This window comes from Novacetimonas hansenii (assembly GCF_014843995.1).
GTDB classification, from domain to species: Bacteria; Pseudomonadota; Alphaproteobacteria; order Acetobacterales; family Acetobacteraceae; genus Novacetimonas; species Novacetimonas hansenii.
The window spans coordinates 110889-130185 of the sequence record NZ_CP062147.1 but is presented as its reverse complement, the minus strand read 5'-3'; the positions used below and the strand labels follow the sequence as shown (position 1 = coordinate 130185).

At 62.8% G+C, this 19297-nt stretch carries 20 protein-coding genes; 10 read left to right on the top strand and 10 right to left on the bottom strand.

Annotated features, from left to right (window positions below):
- The first annotated feature begins 48 nt into the window (after positions 1-48).
- Positions 49-669 (top strand): hypothetical protein, encoded by a 621-nt coding sequence (locus IFJ82_RS15850; protein WP_075624875.1) that lies wholly within the window; start codon positions 49-51, stop codon positions 667-669.
- A 119-nt stretch (positions 670-788) separates the two neighbouring features.
- Positions 789-1154: a hypothetical protein gene (locus tag IFJ82_RS00560; protein WP_371861367.1), complete on the top strand. Its 366-nt coding sequence runs from the start codon at positions 789-791 to the stop codon at positions 1152-1154.
- A 371-nt stretch (positions 1155-1525) separates the two neighbouring features.
- Here the strand turns inward: IFJ82_RS00560 and hemH are convergent, their stop codons facing one another.
- The 4 genes from hemH to mutY all read right to left on the bottom strand — a co-directional run bounded on the left by hemH (position 1526) and on the right by mutY (position 4292).
- The gene (hemH, locus tag IFJ82_RS00555; RefSeq protein WP_040510333.1) at positions 1526-2569 is read right to left on the bottom strand and encodes a ferrochelatase; all 1044 of its coding nucleotides are present in this window, start codon (positions 2567-2569) and stop codon (positions 1526-1528) included.
- A 47-nt stretch (positions 2570-2616) separates the two neighbouring features.
- Entirely contained in the window at positions 2617-2991 is a 375-nt protein-coding gene (locus IFJ82_RS00550; RefSeq protein ID WP_192265229.1) for a hypothetical protein, read from the bottom strand.
- The gene (locus IFJ82_RS15845) at positions 2972-3103 is read right to left on the bottom strand and encodes a hypothetical protein (protein WP_003616946.1); all 132 of its coding nucleotides are present in this window, start codon (positions 3101-3103) and stop codon (positions 2972-2974) included. Before IFJ82_RS15845 ends, IFJ82_RS00550 begins: the two co-directional genes overlap by 20 nt.
- 100 nt (positions 3104-3203) lie before the next feature.
- Positions 3204-4292 (bottom strand): A/G-specific adenine glycosylase, encoded by a 1089-nt coding sequence (mutY, locus tag IFJ82_RS00545; protein WP_225578721.1) that lies wholly within the window; start codon positions 4290-4292, stop codon positions 3204-3206.
- A gap of 148 nt (positions 4293-4440) precedes the next feature.
- Here mutY and IFJ82_RS00540 point away from each other — a divergent pair, with 148 nt between their 5' ends.
- Both IFJ82_RS00540 and IFJ82_RS00535 read left to right on the top strand, forming a co-directional pair.
- On the top strand, positions 4441-4890 hold the full coding sequence (locus IFJ82_RS00540) for a DUF721 domain-containing protein (protein WP_048858773.1): 450 nt from the start codon (positions 4441-4443) through the stop codon (positions 4888-4890).
- 164 nt (positions 4891-5054) lie between these two features.
- The gene (locus tag IFJ82_RS00535) at positions 5055-5384 is read left to right on the top strand and encodes a hypothetical protein (RefSeq protein WP_040510336.1); all 330 of its coding nucleotides are present in this window, start codon (positions 5055-5057) and stop codon (positions 5382-5384) included.
- 489 nt (positions 5385-5873) lie between these two features.
- Here the strand turns inward: IFJ82_RS00535 and IFJ82_RS00530 are convergent, their stop codons facing one another.
- From IFJ82_RS00530 to IFJ82_RS00520, 3 genes are read right to left on the bottom strand one after another with little or no spacing between them, the layout of a single operon-like run.
- Positions 5874-6521, bottom strand: a complete 648-nt coding sequence (locus IFJ82_RS00530) for a phosphoribosylanthranilate isomerase (RefSeq protein ID WP_192265225.1) — start codon at positions 6519-6521, stop codon at positions 5874-5876.
- A 2-nt stretch (positions 6522-6523) separates the two neighbouring features.
- The gene (pyrF, locus tag IFJ82_RS00525; RefSeq protein WP_192265223.1) at positions 6524-7258 is read right to left on the bottom strand and encodes an orotidine-5'-phosphate decarboxylase; all 735 of its coding nucleotides are present in this window, start codon (positions 7256-7258) and stop codon (positions 6524-6526) included.
- 4 nt (positions 7259-7262) lie between these two features.
- The gene (locus IFJ82_RS00520) at positions 7263-7670 is read right to left on the bottom strand and encodes a LapA family protein (RefSeq protein WP_192265221.1); all 408 of its coding nucleotides are present in this window, start codon (positions 7668-7670) and stop codon (positions 7263-7265) included.
- A 160-nt stretch (positions 7671-7830) separates the two neighbouring features.
- On the opposite strand from IFJ82_RS00520, the gene IFJ82_RS00515 reads away from it, so the two are divergent.
- The 4 genes from IFJ82_RS00515 to IFJ82_RS00500 all read left to right on the top strand — a co-directional run bounded on the left by IFJ82_RS00515 (position 7831) and on the right by IFJ82_RS00500 (position 11672).
- The gene (locus tag IFJ82_RS00515; protein WP_003616958.1) at positions 7831-8121 is read left to right on the top strand and encodes a hypothetical protein; all 291 of its coding nucleotides are present in this window, start codon (positions 7831-7833) and stop codon (positions 8119-8121) included.
- Positions 8122-8321: 200 nt separating this feature from the next.
- On the top strand, positions 8322-9722 hold the full coding sequence (locus tag IFJ82_RS00510) for a M20/M25/M40 family metallo-hydrolase (protein WP_192265219.1): 1401 nt from the start codon (positions 8322-8324) through the stop codon (positions 9720-9722).
- Between the two features lie 184 nt (positions 9723-9906).
- Positions 9907-10887, top strand: coding sequence for a 4-hydroxythreonine-4-phosphate dehydrogenase PdxA (gene pdxA, locus IFJ82_RS00505; RefSeq protein WP_003616962.1), 981 nt, complete (start codon positions 9907-9909; stop codon positions 10885-10887).
- Entirely contained in the window at positions 10884-11672 is a 789-nt protein-coding gene (locus IFJ82_RS00500) for a pyridoxine 5'-phosphate synthase (RefSeq protein WP_075595076.1), read from the top strand. The genes pdxA and IFJ82_RS00500 overlap by 4 nt, the downstream gene beginning before the upstream one ends.
- Before the next feature lie 183 nt (positions 11673-11855).
- On the opposite strand, the gene tldD is transcribed toward IFJ82_RS00500, so the two are convergent.
- Both tldD and IFJ82_RS00490 read right to left on the bottom strand, forming a co-directional pair.
- The gene (gene tldD, locus IFJ82_RS00495) at positions 11856-13313 is read right to left on the bottom strand and encodes a metalloprotease TldD (protein ID WP_003616966.1); all 1458 of its coding nucleotides are present in this window, start codon (positions 13311-13313) and stop codon (positions 11856-11858) included.
- Entirely contained in the window at positions 13303-13476 is a 174-nt protein-coding gene (locus tag IFJ82_RS00490) for a hypothetical protein (protein ID WP_003616968.1), read from the bottom strand. The genes tldD and IFJ82_RS00490 overlap by 11 nt, the downstream gene beginning before the upstream one ends.
- An 816-nt stretch (positions 13477-14292) precedes the next feature.
- On the opposite strand from IFJ82_RS00490, the gene treF reads away from it, so the two are divergent.
- Positions 14293-16716, top strand: coding sequence for an alpha,alpha-trehalase TreF (gene treF, locus IFJ82_RS00485; protein ID WP_408901707.1), 2424 nt, complete (start codon positions 14293-14295; stop codon positions 16714-16716).
- Between the two features lie 356 nt (positions 16717-17072).
- Here treF and IFJ82_RS00480 read toward each other — a convergent pair whose 3' ends face one another.
- Positions 17073-18173: a COX15/CtaA family protein gene (locus IFJ82_RS00480; RefSeq protein WP_062808445.1), complete on the bottom strand. Its 1101-nt coding sequence runs from the start codon at positions 18171-18173 to the stop codon at positions 17073-17075.
- Positions 18174-18366: 193 nt separating this feature from the next.
- On the opposite strand from IFJ82_RS00480, the gene IFJ82_RS00475 reads away from it, so the two are divergent.
- Positions 18367-19149, top strand: a complete 783-nt coding sequence (locus IFJ82_RS00475; RefSeq protein WP_225578720.1) for a TVP38/TMEM64 family protein — start codon at positions 18367-18369, stop codon at positions 19147-19149.
- The last annotated feature ends 148 nt before the right edge of the window (positions 19150-19297 follow it).

Here is a 19297-nt window from a genome sequence, read left to right as displayed (position 1 = left end):
GGGGGCGTATTTGTGGGGCATGATGCCCTGGCGAGGGAGGAACTGGGAATGAAGCGCTTTCTTCTGGCTGGCGTTGCGCTGGCCCTGGCCGGGGGCATGGTCGTCGGTGGCCCTGCACCCGCCTATGCCCGTGGTGGCGGGGGTGGCTGGCACGGCGGTGATGGTGGTGGTCGCATGGGCGGCGGCTGGCATGGCGGCGGTGGCAGGTGGCGTAATGTCGATGGCTGGCGTGGCGGCGGTTGGAGCGGTCGCGGCTGGGGCTGGGGCTGGGGTGGCGGTTATCCGATGTGGGGCTGGGGCGGATGGGGATATCCGTACGGCTGGGGTTGGGGCTGGGGTGGGTATGGCCTTGGTGTCGGCACTGGCATGGCCATCGGGGCCGCAGCCGTCGCCGCCAGCCGCCAGGCCGCGCCTGGTATCTATAACGGCACCAGCGGGTCCGGGCCTGAAGACGACTCCGTCTATGATGCCGAACTCAACAGCCTGTATTCCGAGATGCAGCAACAGCAGCAGTCAGCACCGCCATCGGCCCTTGTACCATCGGGGGGCAGTGCGGGGCAGGCAGGTGCGCGCGGGACCACCATGCCCGCTACACCCATGCAAAATGCGCATACCTGTCCAAAAGGACAAGTATATAATGACCTGACGGAAAACTGTGACCAGTCCTGACGGGGATGATGCATGTCCGAAGGATTGTGTTACTAATGTCCCTGAACAAGAAGCGCCGTAGCGGGGCAGGCCATCCCGTTCCCGGCAGGATCAGTATCGGGCCAGGTATGATGCAGACAATGACGGTACAGAAATTTTCCAGGGTATTCCTGCTGGCGACCACTCTGGTCGGGGGCACTGTTGCGGTGGCGCATGCGGAACCGGGCGGATGCCTGAAATATGGTGCGGTCGGTGCCGTGGGTGGGCATGTCGCCAACCATCATACGGTGGCGGGTGCCGTGGGCGGATGCGCGGTTGGTATGTACAAGCGCCATGAATACCGCAAGGGCCTGCGTGAAAAGGCGGCCCTGTATGACAAGGAACATCCCGCCGACCCCAAGGAGAGCCTGTGGCAGCGTTACCGCAACCGCAAGACGGATGAGCAGAAAGCCACCCTGTATGATGCGGAACATCCCCCCGCACCGCAGGCTGCATCTGCGCACTGAATCTGTTGCACTACCCGGCCCTGCATGTGGGGCCGGAGTAGTGTAAAAGAGTATTTTAAAGAACCGGTTGAAAACACATCATTGATAAAAAACAGGAAAAGTTTTTGGGTGGTACCTTTTTCCAAAAAGGCAGCGTCTTCTGAAGCTTTTTAGAAAAAGCTTCACCAGAAACCTTTATAATTTCAGGATGTTATTGAGCCTGACTGTTTTAAACAGCCTGCTAAAGCTTCGATAAAATATTGCCTGTCCGTGCACGGGCAACGTCTGAAACATTTATTATTCAGGCTTTACCATGTCGGTTTTTTCAAATGCTCTGACATGAAGGAAAGGCGTCCCGTACTGGTCGGGATGCCTTCCTTTTTTATGTCCCCTCACTCTGGCGTGGCAGGTGCGTCAGTCCAGCCCCGCAATTCGTTGCGGATAAGCGTTTCAAGCATATCAATCGCAACCGGGGCGTTGTTCAGGCAGGGGATCAGGGTCAGTTCTTCGCCCCCGGCCTTAAGGAAGGCTTCACGCACTTCATTGCCGATTTCATCCAGCGTTTCGATACAGTCAGAGACAAAGCCCGGCATGATGACCGCGATCCGTGTCACGCCCTGTGCGGGCAGGGATTCGATATACGGCGCGGTATAGGGTTCCAGCCATTTGGCCGGGCCGAAACGGGACTGATACGTCAACGGCATCGTATCCGCATCATATCCCGTGGCAGTGCGCAGGGCTGCGATCGTGCGTTCGCAGTCGGCGGGATAATGGTCGCCTTTTTCCACATACTGTTTGGGCAGGCCATGAAAGGATGCGACGATTTTCTGTGGCGCGACGGGCAATGTCGCAAGATGTTCGCGCACCCGCGCCGCAAGCGCGGCGATATAGGCCGGGTGATCGGGAAAGGGCGGTAGCGTGCGTGTCGCCGGCTGGTTGCGCAGGCGCATTAACGCGCGAAATGCCTGGTCGTTGGCCGTGGCGGTGGTTGTGGCGCTGTATTGCGGGTAAAGTGGCGCGATAAGGATACGATCGCATCCCTGCCGGATCAGGTCATGCAGCGCGCTGGCGGTTGTAGGGGTGCCATAGCGCATGCCCCATGCCACCCTGATTCCATCGGGGGCCAGCCGTGCGGCCAACCCTTCGGCCTGATCGCGGGTATAGGTACGCAGCGGGCTTTCATCACGGTCGGTGTGCCAGATACGCTGGTATGCGGCGCCTGTCTTGCGCGGGCGGAAGGTCAGGACGATCGCATTGAGGATCGGCTTCCAGATCAGGGGATTCGCCTCGATGATGCGGCGGTCCGACAGGAACTCCCCCAGATAGCGGCGAATGGCCGCATATCCCGTCCCATCAGGGGTTCCGAGGTTGCTCAGAAGGACGCCCACCCGAGGCGTGTGGGGTGGTGAATCCCGATGGATGGTTATGAATGTCATGGGGGTATTGTGCTACAGGAGGAAACGTCTTTATGCAAAAGCCTGCGTCAGGAATATCCTGCGGAATATGGCGGCATTCCTTGGGTGGTTCTGTCCAACGGTTTCAGGATGCCGTCGCCCTGCGTGGGGCTGTTTCCAGATCCCTGTGATAGGCAATGACAAACCTTAAGGGTGCCACCTTTTGTCGATGCGATACCTAAAGACTGTTTGAAAACAAACCATTGATAAAAAACAAGAAAAGTTTTCGGGTGCCGCCTTTTGATCGAAAAAGGCGGCGTCTTCTGAAGCTTTTTAGAAAAAGCTTCACCAAAAACCTTTATAATTTCAGTGTGTTGTCGCGCCTGACTTTTCAAACAGCTTCTTAGGAAACTGCGCAAGAATTCTGTGATTTCAGGGGCGGGATCAGCGTCGGTTGCGGACACGGACCGGCTGGGCCTGTGGGGCGAGGCCCCTGGCGCGCACAAGATGAAGTGCTGCGGCCACACCCACGGAAAGGGCGAGCATAAACGGTGAAAGAAGCTGGACAACGGTCATGATACGGTCCCTTTCCACATCGCGGTTTTTCAGTGAACCGCGATGGGTGTGTCCGCGTCAATGAAAAAAGTGCCATCCATGGGTGGCCCGTACATTCGTTTCATTCCACGCACGCCTGCGCCAGCGCAATACACTTGCGCATCAGGGAGGCGATACCCATCTGTTCCAGTCGCACCACAGGAAAAACCAGCCCGCCATCACGCGCGATGGCGTTGGTAAAGCGTGTAACATGCGCCGCATAGACATCGACGATCAGTGTGAAATGGGTAAAGACATGCTTTACCTCCCCCACATGACGCCAGTGGGGGGCAGGCCGTCCCGGCGGGGCATGGCGCAGGCCTTCGTCGTGCGACCAGCGTTCGGCCCGCCATTGCGGCCCCGGCAGGCCCAGTGTGCCGCCAAGCAGGCCGCTTTCCTCGCGCCGGTGCAACAGCAGGTGGTCACTGGCGTCGGTCATGTAAAAATGGATGCCGTACCTGGTGGGACGCGGGGCCTTTGGGGTCTTGCGCGGCAGGGTGGCGGCGATTCCCTCCCGCAGTCCCGCGCATGCGCCCTGCCACGGGCACAGCGCGCATGCGGGCGCGCGTGGCGTGCAGATCCCCGCGCCAAGGTCAAACAGGGCCTGTGCGAAATCCGATGGGCGGTCATGCGCCAGCGGATCATCATTCAGGTGCGCCGCCTGTCGTGCGATGGCGGGGCGCGCGCGTGGCAACGGGTCGGTCATGGCGAACAGGCGCGTGGTGACACGTTCGACATTGCCATCAACCGGCACAACGGGACGGGCGAACGCGATTGCGGCGATCGCGGCGGCGGTATAGGGGCCAATTCCCGGCAATGTGCGCAGCCCCTCCACCGTGTCGGGGAATCGTCCATCCATATCGCGCACCACCATCTGTGCGCAGGCATGCAGATTTCGCGCCCTGGCATAGTAGCCGAGTCCCGCCCACGCCCCCATAACGGTATCCTGGTCCGCACGGGCAAGGTCGTGCACGGTCGGGAACAGGTGTGTGAAGCGTTCGAAATAGGGGATGACGGCAGTGACCGTCGTCTGCTGCAGCATGATTTCGCTGAGCCAGACATGATACGGATTTGCGGTTTGCCCCGGCAGGGCACGCCATGGCAGGGTGCGGCGATGCCGGTCATACCAGCGCAACAGTTCGGCAGCAGAAGGTGACGCAGAAGGTGACACAGGGCCGCTTATGACGAAGGAACCGACACGGGGCAAGCGAAAGAACGCCGCCAGTGCCCCCCAACCCGCATCGGCCGGGTCCACCCGCGCCACACCGCAGGCGGAGGCCCCGTACCGTGCCCGCCGGTTGCGCAGTCTTGGCGCATTGATGCCGGGCGTGACCCGTCCCGCCTTTCGCAAGCAGTCGCCCGCCGCCGTGCAGGTGATGCTGGACTGGCCTGATATCGTGGGGCCGGAACTGGCCCGTGCGACGGTTCCGCGCCGCCTGTCGGCCGGGACGTTGACGGTGGCATGCGTCGGGCCCGTCGCGACAGAGTTGCAGCATCTGGCCCCCGTCGTGATCGCGCGGATCAACGGCGTGTGTGGTGCGGGTGTCGTCAGCAGGCTGAAGATGTTGCAGGACATTACCCTTCGTCCCACCCCGCCGCCGCCTCGCCCGCGTCCGGTGCCTGTGCCGGTGGTGATCGGGGATATGCCCGAAGGACCGCTGCGCGATGCGCTGTCACGTCTGGGGGGATGGGTGGAGCAGCGCGGCACGGCACATCGCGAAGGCGTGGCTAGGGGCGGCATTGTGAAACCGCGCGGCGGTATTACATAATGATGGCGGGCAGCCATGAAACCGTCGCGAAAAGGACGCTTTTGCAGGACATGAACGCGCACGCACCGCCGGGATGGTCCCGACAGGGGCGTGGAGCATGCCCGCAGCAGGGGTAATGCGTCACCACCCGCAAAAGGGGTGATGAAGAAAAAGGATCTGGGTCGATGCGCAGGATTGCAATGGTGCTGGCGGTGTCGCTTGGACTGGTCAGCGTATTGCCGGCGCCGTCCGCCTATGCCTGGCATGGTGGCGGTGGCTGGCATGGTGGTGGCTGGGGCGGCGGTTGGCGCGGCGGCGGCTGGGGTTGGGGCTGGGGCGGTTTCGGTGCGGGGATGATGGCCGGGGCGATGATGGGGCGCGCGTTTTCACCCTATCGCTATTATGGCTATCCCTATCCTTACCCTGTCTACAGGTATCCCGCGCCCTATCCTTATTATGCCTATCCGCCGCCGCCCCCCCCACCACCACCGGTTTACGGCTATCCCTATCCCTGATGGCGTTTTTGCAGGCCGACCGGTGACAAGGATATGGCAAAGATTTCCCGGCGTTGCCTTTATTTCTGGAAAGGCAACGCCTTTAATCGGGGGGATTGTCCGAAAAACAGGCCAGGTTCCTGGATGCGGGTTTTTCTGAAAATCAATATTATGGAACGGTTTTTGAGAGACTGCCTGAAAAGTCAGGCTTGATAACACACTGGAATTATAAAGGTTTTTGGTGAAGCTTTTTGCAAAAAGCTTCAGAAGACGCTGCCTTTTTCGATCAAAAGGCAGCACCCAAAAACTTTTGTTTTTTATCAATGACCTGTTTTCAAAAACTCTCTTAAAAACAGATCCTCAAAATATTTTATGATTCCATAGGGGATGCTGGCCGTGCGTTTTCAAACGGCGTTCATCAATGCATGCTGTTTCCCAGATGCTTTTGTGCATAAAGCCTCGGCCACATCGTGGCTGTGAAACACAGGCGAGCGTGAACACATGTGTCCCTCAGGTCGCGCCTGACGTGCGGTGGACGCCATGTGCTGAGGCGATGAAGGCGCGGATCAGGGCAGGGGATTTCACCCCCGGCGCGCTTTCCACGCCGGAGGAGACGTCAACCGCAGGTGCGTCGCTGCGCATGATGGCGTGTGCCACGTTATCGGGGTTCAGGCCACCGGCCAGCATCCAGGCAACGGGGGACCGCCATCCATGTGTCAGGCCCCAGTCAAGGCATACGGCATTGCCGCCGGGGCGCGTGCTGCCTGCCGGCGCGCGGGATTCAATGACAAGCCCGTCAAGCCCGGTATCGTGGGGCAGGTCGGCGCGCGTTGCGACCCCGACCGCCCGCCATACCGGCAGGCCAAAGCGCGCACGGATTTCCATGGCGCGCGGTTCGGGGGCATAGACCTGCAAACCGTCAAGCGTGACCGTGCCGAGGACATGTTCGATATCCGCATCCGTCGGCTTTACGAACAGGCCAATCCGCCCCGGCCCGCCAGTGGGCACCCGTGCCGCCAATGTCGCGGCCATTGTGGGGGTGATGTTGCGCGGCGAGGGGCCAAAGAATACGAATCCGACCCAACGGGCCCCCCCATCCATCGCGGCATCCAGTGCCGCGCGATCGGTAATGCCGCAGATCTTGACCCCGACCGTCATGGTCAGGCCGACAGTTCCGCCGCGATGGCCGCCGCCGCCGCCGCCGGGTCGGGCGCGCGGGTGATGGGACGCCCCACCACGATCCAGTCCGCGCCTGCCGCGTGGGCCTGTGCCGGGGTCATGATGCGTTTCTGATCGCCCACCGCACTGCCTGCGGGACGGATACCGGGCACCACCAATACCGGTTCATCACCCAGTGCCGCGCGCAGCAGGCGGATTTCGTGGGGGGAGCAGATCAGCCCGTCCGCCCCGGCCGACACCGCAAGGCGGCCCAGCCGCACCACCTGGTCCGCCACATCCGACTCGACCCCGGTTTCATGCAGGGCGTCGTCATCAAGGCTTGTCAGTACTGTCACCGCCAGCAGCAGCGGGCGTTCCCCTTCGGCAAAGGTCTCGTCAATCGCCCGGCGCGCGGCAGCCACCATGGCCCGTCCGCCCGATGCATGGATCGTCAGCATCGCCGGGCGCACCCGCGCCAGGCTGCCGATGGCTGACGCCACGGTGTTGGGGATGTCATGCAGCTTCAGGTCAAGGAACAGCGGCCTTGTGCCTGCGACCTCGCGCACGGCCTCAAGCCCCTGTGCATAGGTAAACTCCAGCCCCAGCTTGACCATGGGTGACGCATGCGCGGTCGCGTCACGCCATGCGATGGCCTGGCCACTGTCCTTGGTGTCGAGCGAGACAATCAGGCGGGTCTGGCGGGGCTGGCGGGGCTGGCGTGTATGGCCTGCGGGCATGGGGTCAGGTCCTGTTTTCGTCGTGGGGCGGGGCAGGGATGGTGGGGGTGGGCGCCTGCGTAATCTGTGGCTGCGCAGGGGCGATGGGTGCGGCAGCATATGCGGATGGGGGAGTGGCCGTTGCGGCCATCGCGGAATTGGCCGCAAGGCTTGCACGCAGGGTTGCCGTTTCGGCCTCCAGCGTGCGGACCTGCTGTTCCGCCTTGCGGGCGCGGCGGATCTGTCCCAACGTCCCGATCCATGCGCAGACATAACCCAGCGCATAGAACACTGCCCCCGTCACCAGCGCCAGTACGCCGGGGGAGGAGTCCCATTTCAGTTCCAGCCATGTCATGGGGGTCGAGCCCTGGTTGCAGGCAGCCAGGATAATGAGCCCGAGCACGAACGGCAGCGTGATGAACAGACGGATCATGATGCGCTTCCCTAGCGTCAAGGATTTTCCCCTGCAAGGAAAACCCTGTCGGGGCAGTATGGTCACGATGTTTGTGACAGCATGAAAGCTTGATCCCGCTGGTGCAACATGATGTCGTGGATGACCGGATTGCCACAAACGCGCGGCGGAAAGGGGCGGGATGGGAAAAGTCATTGCCTTTGGTGCCGCCACCCGGCGGGATGACGCAATGTGGGGCGTGGTTGCGACCCTGGGTCGGCGCATGCGTGTCGCAAGCCTGTATGCCACGCGGCAGGCGGCGTTGGCGGATTGCGAATGGCGGATGCAGCAGGTCGCGGCCTATCGTGCGTTCCTGCGGCAGTCGGGGCAGCCTGCGCCGGTTTATGATATCCGCCCCGTGCGCCGTGCGGACCTGCCGCGCGGATGGCGTCCGCTGCCGGCGCTGGGCTTCCTGCGGGGACAGTTCTTCTGAATGTGGCATAACTGGATGCGGCACAACGTGGCACATGGTGTGTTGCGCCCGTCCCCCCGTCGTCCCATAGGGTATGACCGGTCAGTCCCCTGGCGGGATTGCATTTTCACCGCATCATTCGCACAGTCGCGCGCGTTGCGCCCGATGGGGCGCCCCCGACACGCCATCCAGAACCAAAGCAGCCAAGGACCGAGAGACTGATGACCGAAATTCCCAGTGACCTGACGCCTGTGCTCGATCAGGTTGATCGCGCCCTTGACGATAGCCTGTCGCGCCTGTTCGGTCTGCTGCGTATTCCCAGTGTCTCCACCCGGCCTGAACATGCGGGTGACTGCTGTGCGGCGGCGCAATGGCTGTGCCAGGAGCTGGAGGGTATCGGTTTTTCCGCGCGCCTGTGTGAAACGCCGGGCCATCCGGTGGTGGTCGCCCATGACCGCACCCCGCCACAGGGACCGCATGTCCTGTTTTATGGCCATTACGATGTGCAGCCGGTCGATCCGTTGAACCTGTGGCACAGCGACCCGTTCGAACCGACCATGGTGACGCGCGATGATGGTGCGCGCCAGATCGTCGCGCGCGGTGCGTCCGATGACAAGGGACAGGTCATGACCTTCATCGAGGCCCTGCGCGCCATCCGTGCGACGCATGGTACGATGCCGGTGCGCATCTCCCTCGTCATCGAGGGGGAGGAGGAAAGCGGTGGTCCCAACCTCGTGCCGTTCCTGACGGCGCACCGCGATGAACTCGCTGCTGATATCGGTCTGATCTGCGATACCGGCATGCTGGGCGCGACACCTGCCATCACGACTGCCCTGCGTGGCATGGTGGGGGAGGAAGTGACCCTGAAATGCGCCACGCGCGACCTGCATTCGGGCATTTACGGCAATGCCGCGCGCAACCCGATCGAATTGCTGTGCACGATCCTGTCTTCTGTGCGTGATCGTGAAAGTGGTCGCGTCACGTTGCCGGGATTTTATGACGGTGTGCGTGAACCTGCCCCCGAACTGCGCCAGCGCTGGCGCGAGATCGCGCCTGATGACGCGACCTTCCTTGGCGAAGTTGGCCTGTCGCACCCTGCGGGGGAGACGGGATACACCGCCATAGAGCAGACATGGTGCCGTCCGAGTTTCGAGATCAATGGCATTTGCGGTGGCTATACCGGTGAAGGGTTCAAGACGGTCCTGCCTGCGATGGCGTCGGCCAAGGTGTCGTTCCGCCTGGTCGCGGGGCAGGACCCGGTGCGCGTGCGCGAAAGTTTCTGCAGCCATGTGCGTGCCGCCCTGCCGGCGGACTGCACCGTGGAATTCACCCCCCATGGCGGGTCGGGCGCGTGCGTCGTGGCCGATGACGCCACCGGCCTGCGCCCGGCCCTTGCGGCGCTGGGCGCGGAATGGGGCATGCCTGCCGTCACCATCGGTTGTGGCGGTTCCATCCCCGTTGCTGCCGACATGCGCAATATCCTTGGCATGTCGGCGCTGCTGATCGGGTTTGCGCATGATGATGACCGCGCCCATTCCCCGGACGAGAAATATGACCTCGTCTCCTTTCACAAGGGCATCCGGTCGTGGGTGCGCATCCTGCACGCCTTTGCGGCGGCCTGAACTTAGAGATTGTTTGAAAACAAACCATTGATAAAAAACAGGAAAAGTTTTTGGGTGCCGCCTTTTCTCAAAAAGGCGGCGTCTTCTGAAGCTTTTTAGAAAAAGCTTCACCAAAAATCTTTAGAATTTCAGTATGTTATCGAGGCTGACTTTTCAAACAGTCTCTTAGGGAAAGGCAAGGCCGATGTCCGACATGCTGGCCCTGACGATGGGCGACCCGGCGGGGATCGGCCCCGAAATTACCGTGGGCGCGTGGCAGGCGCTGCACCGGCATGGCCCGGCCTTTGTCGTGATCGGTGATCCCGCCATCCTGGCACGTGCGGGGGGGGCGGTGTGCGAGGTGGCCGATGTCGCGGCGGCGCGGGCGGCGTTTGCCGATGCGATTCCCGTCCTGCCGCTGCCGCTTGGCGCCCCGGTGGCGCCGGGCCATCCCGACAGCGCCAATGCCGATGCCATTACCAGCAGCATCGCCCATGCCGTGCGCATGGCGCGCGGGGGGGAGGTCGCGGGGGTCGTCACCAATCCCATCAGCAAGGTCGTGCTGCGTCGGGCGGGTTTTCCCCATCCCGGCCATACCGAATATCTGGGCGAACTGTGCGGCACGCCAGGGCGGGAGGTCATGATGCTGGCCTGTCCGTACCTGCGGGTGGTGCCGGTGACGGTCCATGTCGCCCTGCGTCAGGCGATCGCCGAACTGGGCACGCATGATATTATCCGCACCACGCGCACCACGCATGCCGCCCTGCGCCGGGATTTCGGGATTGATGCGCCACGTATCGCAATCGCCGGCCTGAACCCCCATGCGGGCGAAGGCGGTACGATGGGCACGGAAGAACGCGACATCATCATTCCCGCGATCGAGGCCCTGCGCGCGCAGGGTATGGATATTACCGGCCCGTGGCCGCCCGATACGATGTTCACGCCTACGGCGCGCGCGCGTTATGACGTGGCGATGTGCATGTACCATGATCAGGGGCTGATCCCGCTCAAGACACTGGACATGGCGCAGGGGGTGAATGTCACGCTTGGCCTGCCGATCATCCGCACATCCCCCGACCATGGTACGGCCTTCGATATTGCGGGACAGGGCATCGCCGATCCATCGAGCCTGGTGGCGGCGATGCGCATGGCCGCCGAAATGGCAGTACACAGGAACATGTCATGACCTCTTTTTCCCATTCCCCACAGCGTCTGGGTGTAAATATTGATCATGTCGCCACCGTGCGGAATGCGCGCGGCGGCACCGACCCGGACCCCGTGCGTGCCGCCCTGCTGGCGCAGGCGGCGGGCGCGGACGGTATTACGGCCCACCTGCGTGAGGATCGGCGTCATATCCGTGATCGCGATCTGGCGCGCCTGCGCGCGGAACTGGCGATCCCGTTGAACATGGAAATGGCCGCGACGGCGGAAATGGTTGCAATCGCGACCACCCTGCGCCCGCATGCCTGCTGCCTTGTGCCCGAACGGCGGGAAGAGGTGACGACCGAAGGGGGCCTTGACGTCGCGGGGCAGGAAACGGCGTTGTCCGCGCAGGTCGCGCGCCTGCGTGATGCGGGGATACGCGTGTCACTGTTCATTGACCCCGATGCGGAACAGATTGCGGCCGCCGCCCGTGTCGGCGCGGCGGTGGTGGAACTGCATACCGGGGCCTATGCCGGAACGGGGGGCGGGGATGACGATGCGCAGGTCCGTGAACTGGCACGGATTGCACGTGGCGCGACGCTTGCGGCATCAATGGGGTTGGAGGTCCATGCGGGACATGGGCTGAATTACGACAATGTCGCCCCGATTGCCGCGCGGCCGGAAATCGTCGAACTCAATATTGGCCATTTCCTGATCGGGCAGGCGATTTTCGATGGCCTGCCCGTTGTCATCCGCCACATGAAGGGACTGATGGCCCATGCCCGCACCAGATCGGCGCAGGACGGGGCCGCATCCCAGGAGGGATGAGGGATAAAAGTTTCTCGTGCAGCTTTTTCATCAGAGATTGTTTGAAAACAAATCATTGAGAAAAAATAAGAAAAGTTTCTGGGTGCCGCCTTTTTTCAAACAGCCTGTTAAGAAAGCTTGCGAAAAACGCCGCAGGGTCCTGTCCTTTGGAAGCCATGACAGTCCCGTGGAACGGTGGGTGTCTCAGCCGCCCGTGCCCCCGATCGTCAGGCCGGTCATCTTCAGCGTCGGCTGTCCCACGCCCACCGGCACCCCCTGTCCTGACTTGCCACAGGTACCGATCCCGGGGTCAAGGGCGGGTTCCTGTCCGATCATGGTGACTTTCGTCATCGCATCCGCACCGTTACCGATCAGGGTCGCGCCACGGACCGGGGTGGTGATCTTCCCGTCCTCGATCAGGTAGGCTTCCGATGCGGCGAAAACGAACTTGCCCGAGGTGATGTCCACCTGCCCGCCGCCGAAATTGACGGCGTACAACCCGCGTTTCGTCGTGCGGATCATATCCTCCGTCGTGGCGTCACCGCCCAGCATGATGGTGTTGGTCATGCGTGGCAGGGGGGCATGGGCATAGGATTCGCGCCGTCCGTTTCCGGTGGGCCGCACCCCCATCAGGCGTGCGTTCAACCGGTCCTGAAGATATCCGGTCAGAATCCCGTCCTCGATCATGACGGTGCGGCCTGTCGGGGTGCCTTCGTCATCGACCGTCAGGCTGCCGCGCCGTTCGGGCAGGGTGCCATCATCGACCACGGTTACGCCGGGGGCGGCCACGCGCTGGCCCATCAGCCCGGCAAAGGCGGAGGTGCCCTTGCGGTTGAAATCCCCCTCCAGCCCATGGCCCACGGCTTCGTGCAGCAAGATGCCGGGCCAGCCCGCACCCAGCACGACTTCCATTTCGCCCGCCGGGGCCGGGGCGGCGTCAAGATTGACAAGAGCCATGCGCAATGCTTCGTCCACGGCCGATTTCCAGACCGTGGCGTCAAGCAGGCGGGTATAGGCATACCGCCCGCCCAGCCCGTGCCCGCCACTTTCGCGGCGGCCGTCCTTTTCAACCACTACCGAGACATTCATGCGCACCAGCGGGCGGATATCGGCCACGCGCTGCCCATCGGGGCGGATGATCTGCACTGCCTGCCACTGTGCCGAAAGTGACGCCATGACCTGCACCACACGCGGGTCGCGGGCGCGGGCATAGGCGTCAAGTTCCGACAGCAGGGCCGCGCGCGTGGCGAAGTCCGTCTCCCCCAGTGGGTTGAGCGTGGGATAAAGCCGGTGGTTCGTCGCCTGCGGCCCAACCGCAAGCGTGCCGCTGCGGCCCGCGCGGATCTGTGTCACGGTTTCGCTGGCGCGGCGGATCGCACTTTCGCTGATATCGTCAGAATGGGCGAAGCCGGTTTCCTGGTCCATCACCGCGCGCAGGCCAAAGCCGGAGGAGGTGTCGAAGGTTGCCGAACGGATCACCCCTTCGTCGAGGGAGATCACCTCGCTTTCGCGGTATTCCAGGAACAGTTCGCCATCATCCATGCCCGCCAGCGCCTGCGCGACAAGGCGTTCGGCCTCTGTCCGGCCCAGGCGTGCATCGGCGCGTTCGAAAAACAGGCTGTCCGTGGTGGCCAGGGGGGACAGGGTGGGATCAGGCGACATCGGGAATACTCCGCGGATAACGGGAACGTGGCCGCGCCCCTGTGGCAGGGTGCCCGGTGGCGCGATGCCCTGTGATGTAATGCCCTGTGACGTGATGCCCCTGTGATGCGATATCGAATGGCGTGATATCCGCGACAGGGGAACCGGGCGCATGCAGGGCCATGTATCGGGACCATAATCCGATTACCGTCATGGTGAAACCGTACACACGAAACGGCGCGCAACATGAACTGGACACAAACTGGATACAATAAAAAATGAACTTCCCTCCATGTGGGTGGTTTTCCTTTTCGTTCCCCGCGCATGCAGGGCATGGTGTGCGGTATGTTGCGGTCCCAACAGCGTGGAGTTCAGACGTCTCGTGAAAGTTTCCCTCATGGCCGGTTCGGCCCTGTCGCGTCCGGTCGCGCTGTGCGCGGGCGCTGCGTTGGTCGCACTTGTGTCATCAGTGAGCCCCGCGCTGTCGCAGGAAACCCATCAGGGCGCACAGGCCAGCCCACAATCCCCTGTTGCAGCGTCTCTCCCTGCCGCTTCCGTCCCTGCCGTCCCGACGCAGCCCCCCGCGGAAGGGACAGTAGCGGCAGGTCCGACGACGCCCCCGGCCCCTGCCGCAGCAGCCGCCCCCGTAGCTGCCCCAATGGCAGCCCCTGTGACATCTTCCGTAGCGTCACCTGCCACATCTTCTGCAACATCTTCTGGCACCTCGCCTGTGGCTTCCCCCGCGTCGGCCATGCCCGATGCGGGGGCGGCATCCGCACCCGCCGTGTCACCCCCCACACCCGTGTCGTCGCCCGCCCCTGCAACGCCCGCCGTAACGCCCGCTCCCGCAACGTCTGAGGCCGCGGCTTCTTCTATTCCGGCGGCCCCAACCCCTGTGACTTCAGCCCCGGCATCGCCTGTTCCGGCCACCATTACGGCCGCGAAGCCGGAGGATGACACTTACGCCGTGCCCACGCCGCAGGACCTTGGTGGCGCGGGTATGGCCGTTCCCCCCCGGGCGACGACGCCACCCGCAATGGCCGCGGATGGCACCAAGGCGGCGTCGCCGGGCGCGCATGTCGATGCCACGCCCGCAGGTATCCTCGCCCCCGCCCCACAGGCGGGGCAGAAGCAGGAACCCGCCGGGTCGCACATGGTTCCGCCCGCCAATGCCCTGTTGACGGAGGCAGCGGCCCCGGTGACCATCACGCAGGACCTGCGGCCGCCTTCTGTCGTCCTTGATGGCCTGTTCGAGGATATTGCGCGCGCGCATATCTATGCCGACGCCAAGACGGCGGTGGATGCCATCCCTGACGAATCGCCGGAGGATCTTCTGGCGCAGTACAAGGCCGCCAAGGCGCGCCCGGATTTCGTGCTGAAGGATTTCGTCAGCCAGCATTTCACCCTGCCCGAACGCAAGACCGTTACCTACCAGCGCAGCCCGAATGAAAATGTGCGCGATTATATCATGGGCATGTGGGATGTGCTGCAACGTCCGCCCGATACGCAGGTGCAGTATTCTTCGCAGCTTCCGCTGCCTTATACCTATGTCGTGCCCGGTGGCCGTTTCAGCGAACTGTATTACTGGGACAGCTATTTTACCATGATCGGGCTATATGAGGACGGCAAGATCGACCTGATGCGCGACATGGTGCGCGACATGGCGTCGATGATCGACCGTTATGGCCATATTCCCAATGGCAGCCGGACCTATTACCTCAGTCGTTCGCAGGTGCCGTTCTTCTCCCTGATGGTTGACCTGCTGGCGATGCATGACGGGCAGGTCGCCTATACCAAGTTCCTGCCCGAACTGCAGGCGGAATATGATTACTGGATGGATGGCGCGGATTCGGTGTCGCCGGGCGGGGCGTACCGGCATGTGGTGCGCCTGCCCGACGGGACGGTGATGAACCGTCATTGGGATGACCGCGACACCCCGCGTGACGAAAGCTATCCCGAAGACCTCGTCACGGCGGCGTCGCAGTCGGCGCGCAAGCCGGAGGAGGTCTATCGCGACCTGCGGGCCGGGTCGGAAACGGGGTGGGACTTTACCTCGCGCTGGCTGGCGGACGGACATACGCTGTCAACCATCCACACGACGGACCTGCTGACGGTGGAACTGAACTGCCTGATCCCGCATCTGGCGCAGACGCTGTCGCATGCCTATGCCCTGAAGGGGGACAAGGAAGCTGCCGCGCGATATGCCCGCATCGCGGATGAACGGGTCGCGGCCATGCAGCGTATCCTGTGGGATGAACGTCGTGCCGCCTATATCGATTATGACTGGAAGAAGGGCGAATCGACTTCCATCCTGTCGGGGGCGACGGCCATGCCGCTGTTCCTGCAGATGGCGACCCCCGAACAGGCCAAGGCCGTGGCAGAGACGATCCGCAAGAACCTGCTGAAGGTCGGTGGCCTGGTTGCCACCGAACGCACCAACAGCGGGCAGCAGTGGGATGCCCCCAATGGCTGGGCGCCGTTGCAGTGGATGGCGGTCAAGGGGCTGAACCAGTACGGGTACGACGAACTTGCCAGTGATATCGCCGCGCGTTGGATGGGACGTGTGATCGGTACGTACGAAAAATCCGGTGTGCTTTTGGAAAAATATGATGTTTCCAACCCCTATATCAGCCCCAAGGGCGGCAAAGGGGGGGGCGAATACCCGATGCAGATCGGGTTCGGCTGGACCAATGGCACGCTGCTGGGCCTGATGGATCGTTATCCGCAGAATACGCGCGTGGTGCTGGATCATAACCCTGCCGCCGATCTGCCGGATCGTCCGACGGTGCGCGCCCTGCCGCCAATGAACGCCTATGGCGTGCAGAGCGACAAGGACACGATTGATCGTTATAACCTGCCGCTTGTCACGGTGATGCCGCGCCCGGTTGCCCCCACGCCCTCCCTGCCGCAGGTATCGAGTGTGGGTGAAAGTGCCCCAACCCCCCCGTCCAGCGCACCACCGGTGCAGCCGACACCATCCGCCACGGTGGCGGCCACACCGAAACCTGCGATGCCCGCGACCATTGCGACGTCAGGACCTGCCGCTTCCGCCCCGCCACAGTCGCCCGCCGAAGCATCCACTGTGACACCCCACGGGGCCGCCACAGCCGGGGAGGGAACCACACCCGCCGTCGCACATGACGGCGCGCCGCAACAGGTGGAAGCGCCAGCAGCCCCTGATGCCGCCCCGTCCACCCCGACCAGTCCGTCAGTAACAGCGTCGGCACCTGCATCGCAGTCCACAACGCCGCAGCCCACAACGTCCCAGTCCACAGTGCCGCAGCCGCCAGCAGGGGCATCCGCCGTGCCACCGGTTACGGCACAGCCCCGTGCGCAGCATGATGATCCGATGCCAACCCTGCCGCCACATGTCACGGATGCGCCAAAGGAGAGTACCGCCACACCCCAACCTGCCGCGCATTGAGCACGGCAGGGGCGTTACAGACGCAAAAGGGTAAAAATTGCTGGCGAAGCTTTGGTCAGGGAAAACTTTGGAAAAGCCATTGCCTTCGTGGCAGGAAGCTGCCGCCGACGCTGCCATTATCCTGATCGGCGGGTTGGTGTTAAGAGACTGTTTGAAAAGTCAGGATCGATAACATCCTGAAATTATAAAGGTTTTTGGTGAAGCTTTTTCCAAAAAGCTTCAGAAGACGCCGCCTTTTTCGATCAAAAGGCAGCACCCAAAAACTTGTCCTGTTTTTTATCAATGACTTGTTTTCAAACAATCTCTAAGACAGCCCGCCGGATTACCGGGACATGGGACGCCGGGTGATGGGGGGATCAGACCCGGCCAACCCCGCGCAGACGGTGGAGGACCATAATCGCGGTGGTCAGCAGCAGTGCGGCACAGGTCTGGTGGATGGTCGCCGCCCAGACCGGCACCACCAGCAACAGCGTGGTCACGCCCAGTGCGTATTGCACCAGCACCATCCATCCCATCAGCATCAGTGCGTTATGTGCCCCCTGTCCCAATGCCGGGGTACGCAGGCCAAGGAAGATCATCCCGCCGATCATTGCCGCCGTGCAGGTTGCCAGCAGGCGGTGGTCGAACTGGATGGCGGGAATATTTTCGAACCAGTTGAGCCAGAAGGGATGCAGTCGCGCATATCCCGCCGGGATCAGGTGCCCATCCATCAGCGGGAATGTGTTGTAAGAGAAGCCCGCATGTGTCCCGGCGGTAAACCCGCCCGCGATGACGGTGATCCCGATAAAACAGCAGATGGCCCACGCCATGCGGTGGATGCGCACGACCTGTGTTGTGGCGGGGATGAATTGCGCTTCGGGTGCGCGGGCCGAAAGCGCGGTCCACAGGATGGCGATATATAACGCGAACGCGCAGCACAGATGCAGCACAAGACGCACCGGCGCCACGGCGGTACTGTCGGGATTGAACCCCGACGCCACCATGAACCATCCGATCGCCCCCTGAAGCCCGCCCAGCACGAAGAACAGCAGCAACCGTGCGATCAGGCGGCGCGACAGGACACCGGTAATGGCGAACCAGATCAGCGGCAGCAGGAGCACCATCCCCATCAGCCGCCCCCAGAAGCGGTGAATCCATTCCGCCCAGAAAATCTTCTGGAACCCGGCGAGACCGAAGCCGTCATGCAGGATTTTGTATTGCGGGATGGTTTTGTACAGTTCGAACTGGCGTTCCCATTCCGCATGTGACAGCGGTGGGATCATGCCGGTAATCGGCCGCCAGTCCATGATGGACAGGCCCGATCCCGTCAGGCGGGTATACCCACCCAGCGCGATCATGCCGAGCAGCATGAAGCAGATGGCGAACAGCCAGTTCGAGACCCGGCGGCGGTCATGCGCGTTGGCCGGGAAAACGGAGTCGCGGCCCTTGGCGAGGCCAGAGGAAGGATGTGCGGACATATGGCGGATTTAGACTGGCCTTGCACGCCGCCGCAAGGCAATGCTAGGGCGCGGGTAAGGTTTTCGTGTCTGCCGCACGCCCATGGCATGACTGACCGGTCGGGCCATGCCCGGCCCAGGCCACCGGGTCCGCATATGCCGGTCCGTGCGATCCCGCCCGCATGATATCGTAACAGAGGATGTTTTTCCCCGCGTGACGCGATCCTGCCCCCCCCCGACACCCACGCTGCCTGGCACCCCCGATGCCCCATCCCCCACAACGGTTGCGCCGCGCGTGGGCGCGCGGGTGCTGCTGCGTCCTGCATTGATGCTTGCCATGGCGGTGGCATTGGTGGTGGCGGTGCGTTTCATGCCGGTGTTGCATGTGGGGGCGGGTACGGGGCTGGGTAAGGGGCTGGGTGCCGGAATGGGCGATATCGGCATGCTGCGCGACGGGGTGTGGGGCCGGATATGGTTCGTGCTGGCGGGGGCTGCCTTCTGTGCGCTGGGCCTGCCACGACAGGCGGTCTGTCTTGCGGCGGGCATGGCCTATGGCACGGTGCAGGGGATGACGCTTGCCACCTGCGCCACGGTTGCGGGGGGGATGGTGGATTTCCTTGTCGCACGGGTGATGGGGCGTATGGGGGGGACCGCGCGCCTGCCATCGCGTGTGCGTGACATGTGCGCCCGCCTTGGCCGCCCCCTGCGTGAACGGACATTCACCTGCGTGCTGGTGCTGCGCCTGCTGCCGGTGGGATCGGCCATGATGCTCAGTATCGCGGCCGGCCTTGCGGGCGCGCGGGTGGCGGGGTTTATTGCGGCCACGGCGCTGGGCAGCCTGCCGCAGACGGCGGTGTTCGTCCTGATGGGGGGCGGGACAGAGGTGAACCATCAGTGGCAGGTTGCGTTGGCTGTCGGGCTGTTCGTGATTTCGGGCCTTGGCGGGGTCTGGCTGTTGCGTGGGAGCCAGATCGCGCGTGCGGATCGTACCACATGAACAGTTTGAAAAAATGTTTTAGGTATCGTCGTGTTTTTCTGTCTTTACGGATGGTTGACGCGACGCGCATGCACGCGCGATACCTTCAATGAGCGAAATGCTGGAATGCCGGAATAGATGGTGAAAATTCCCGGTGTCGTCGGCTAGA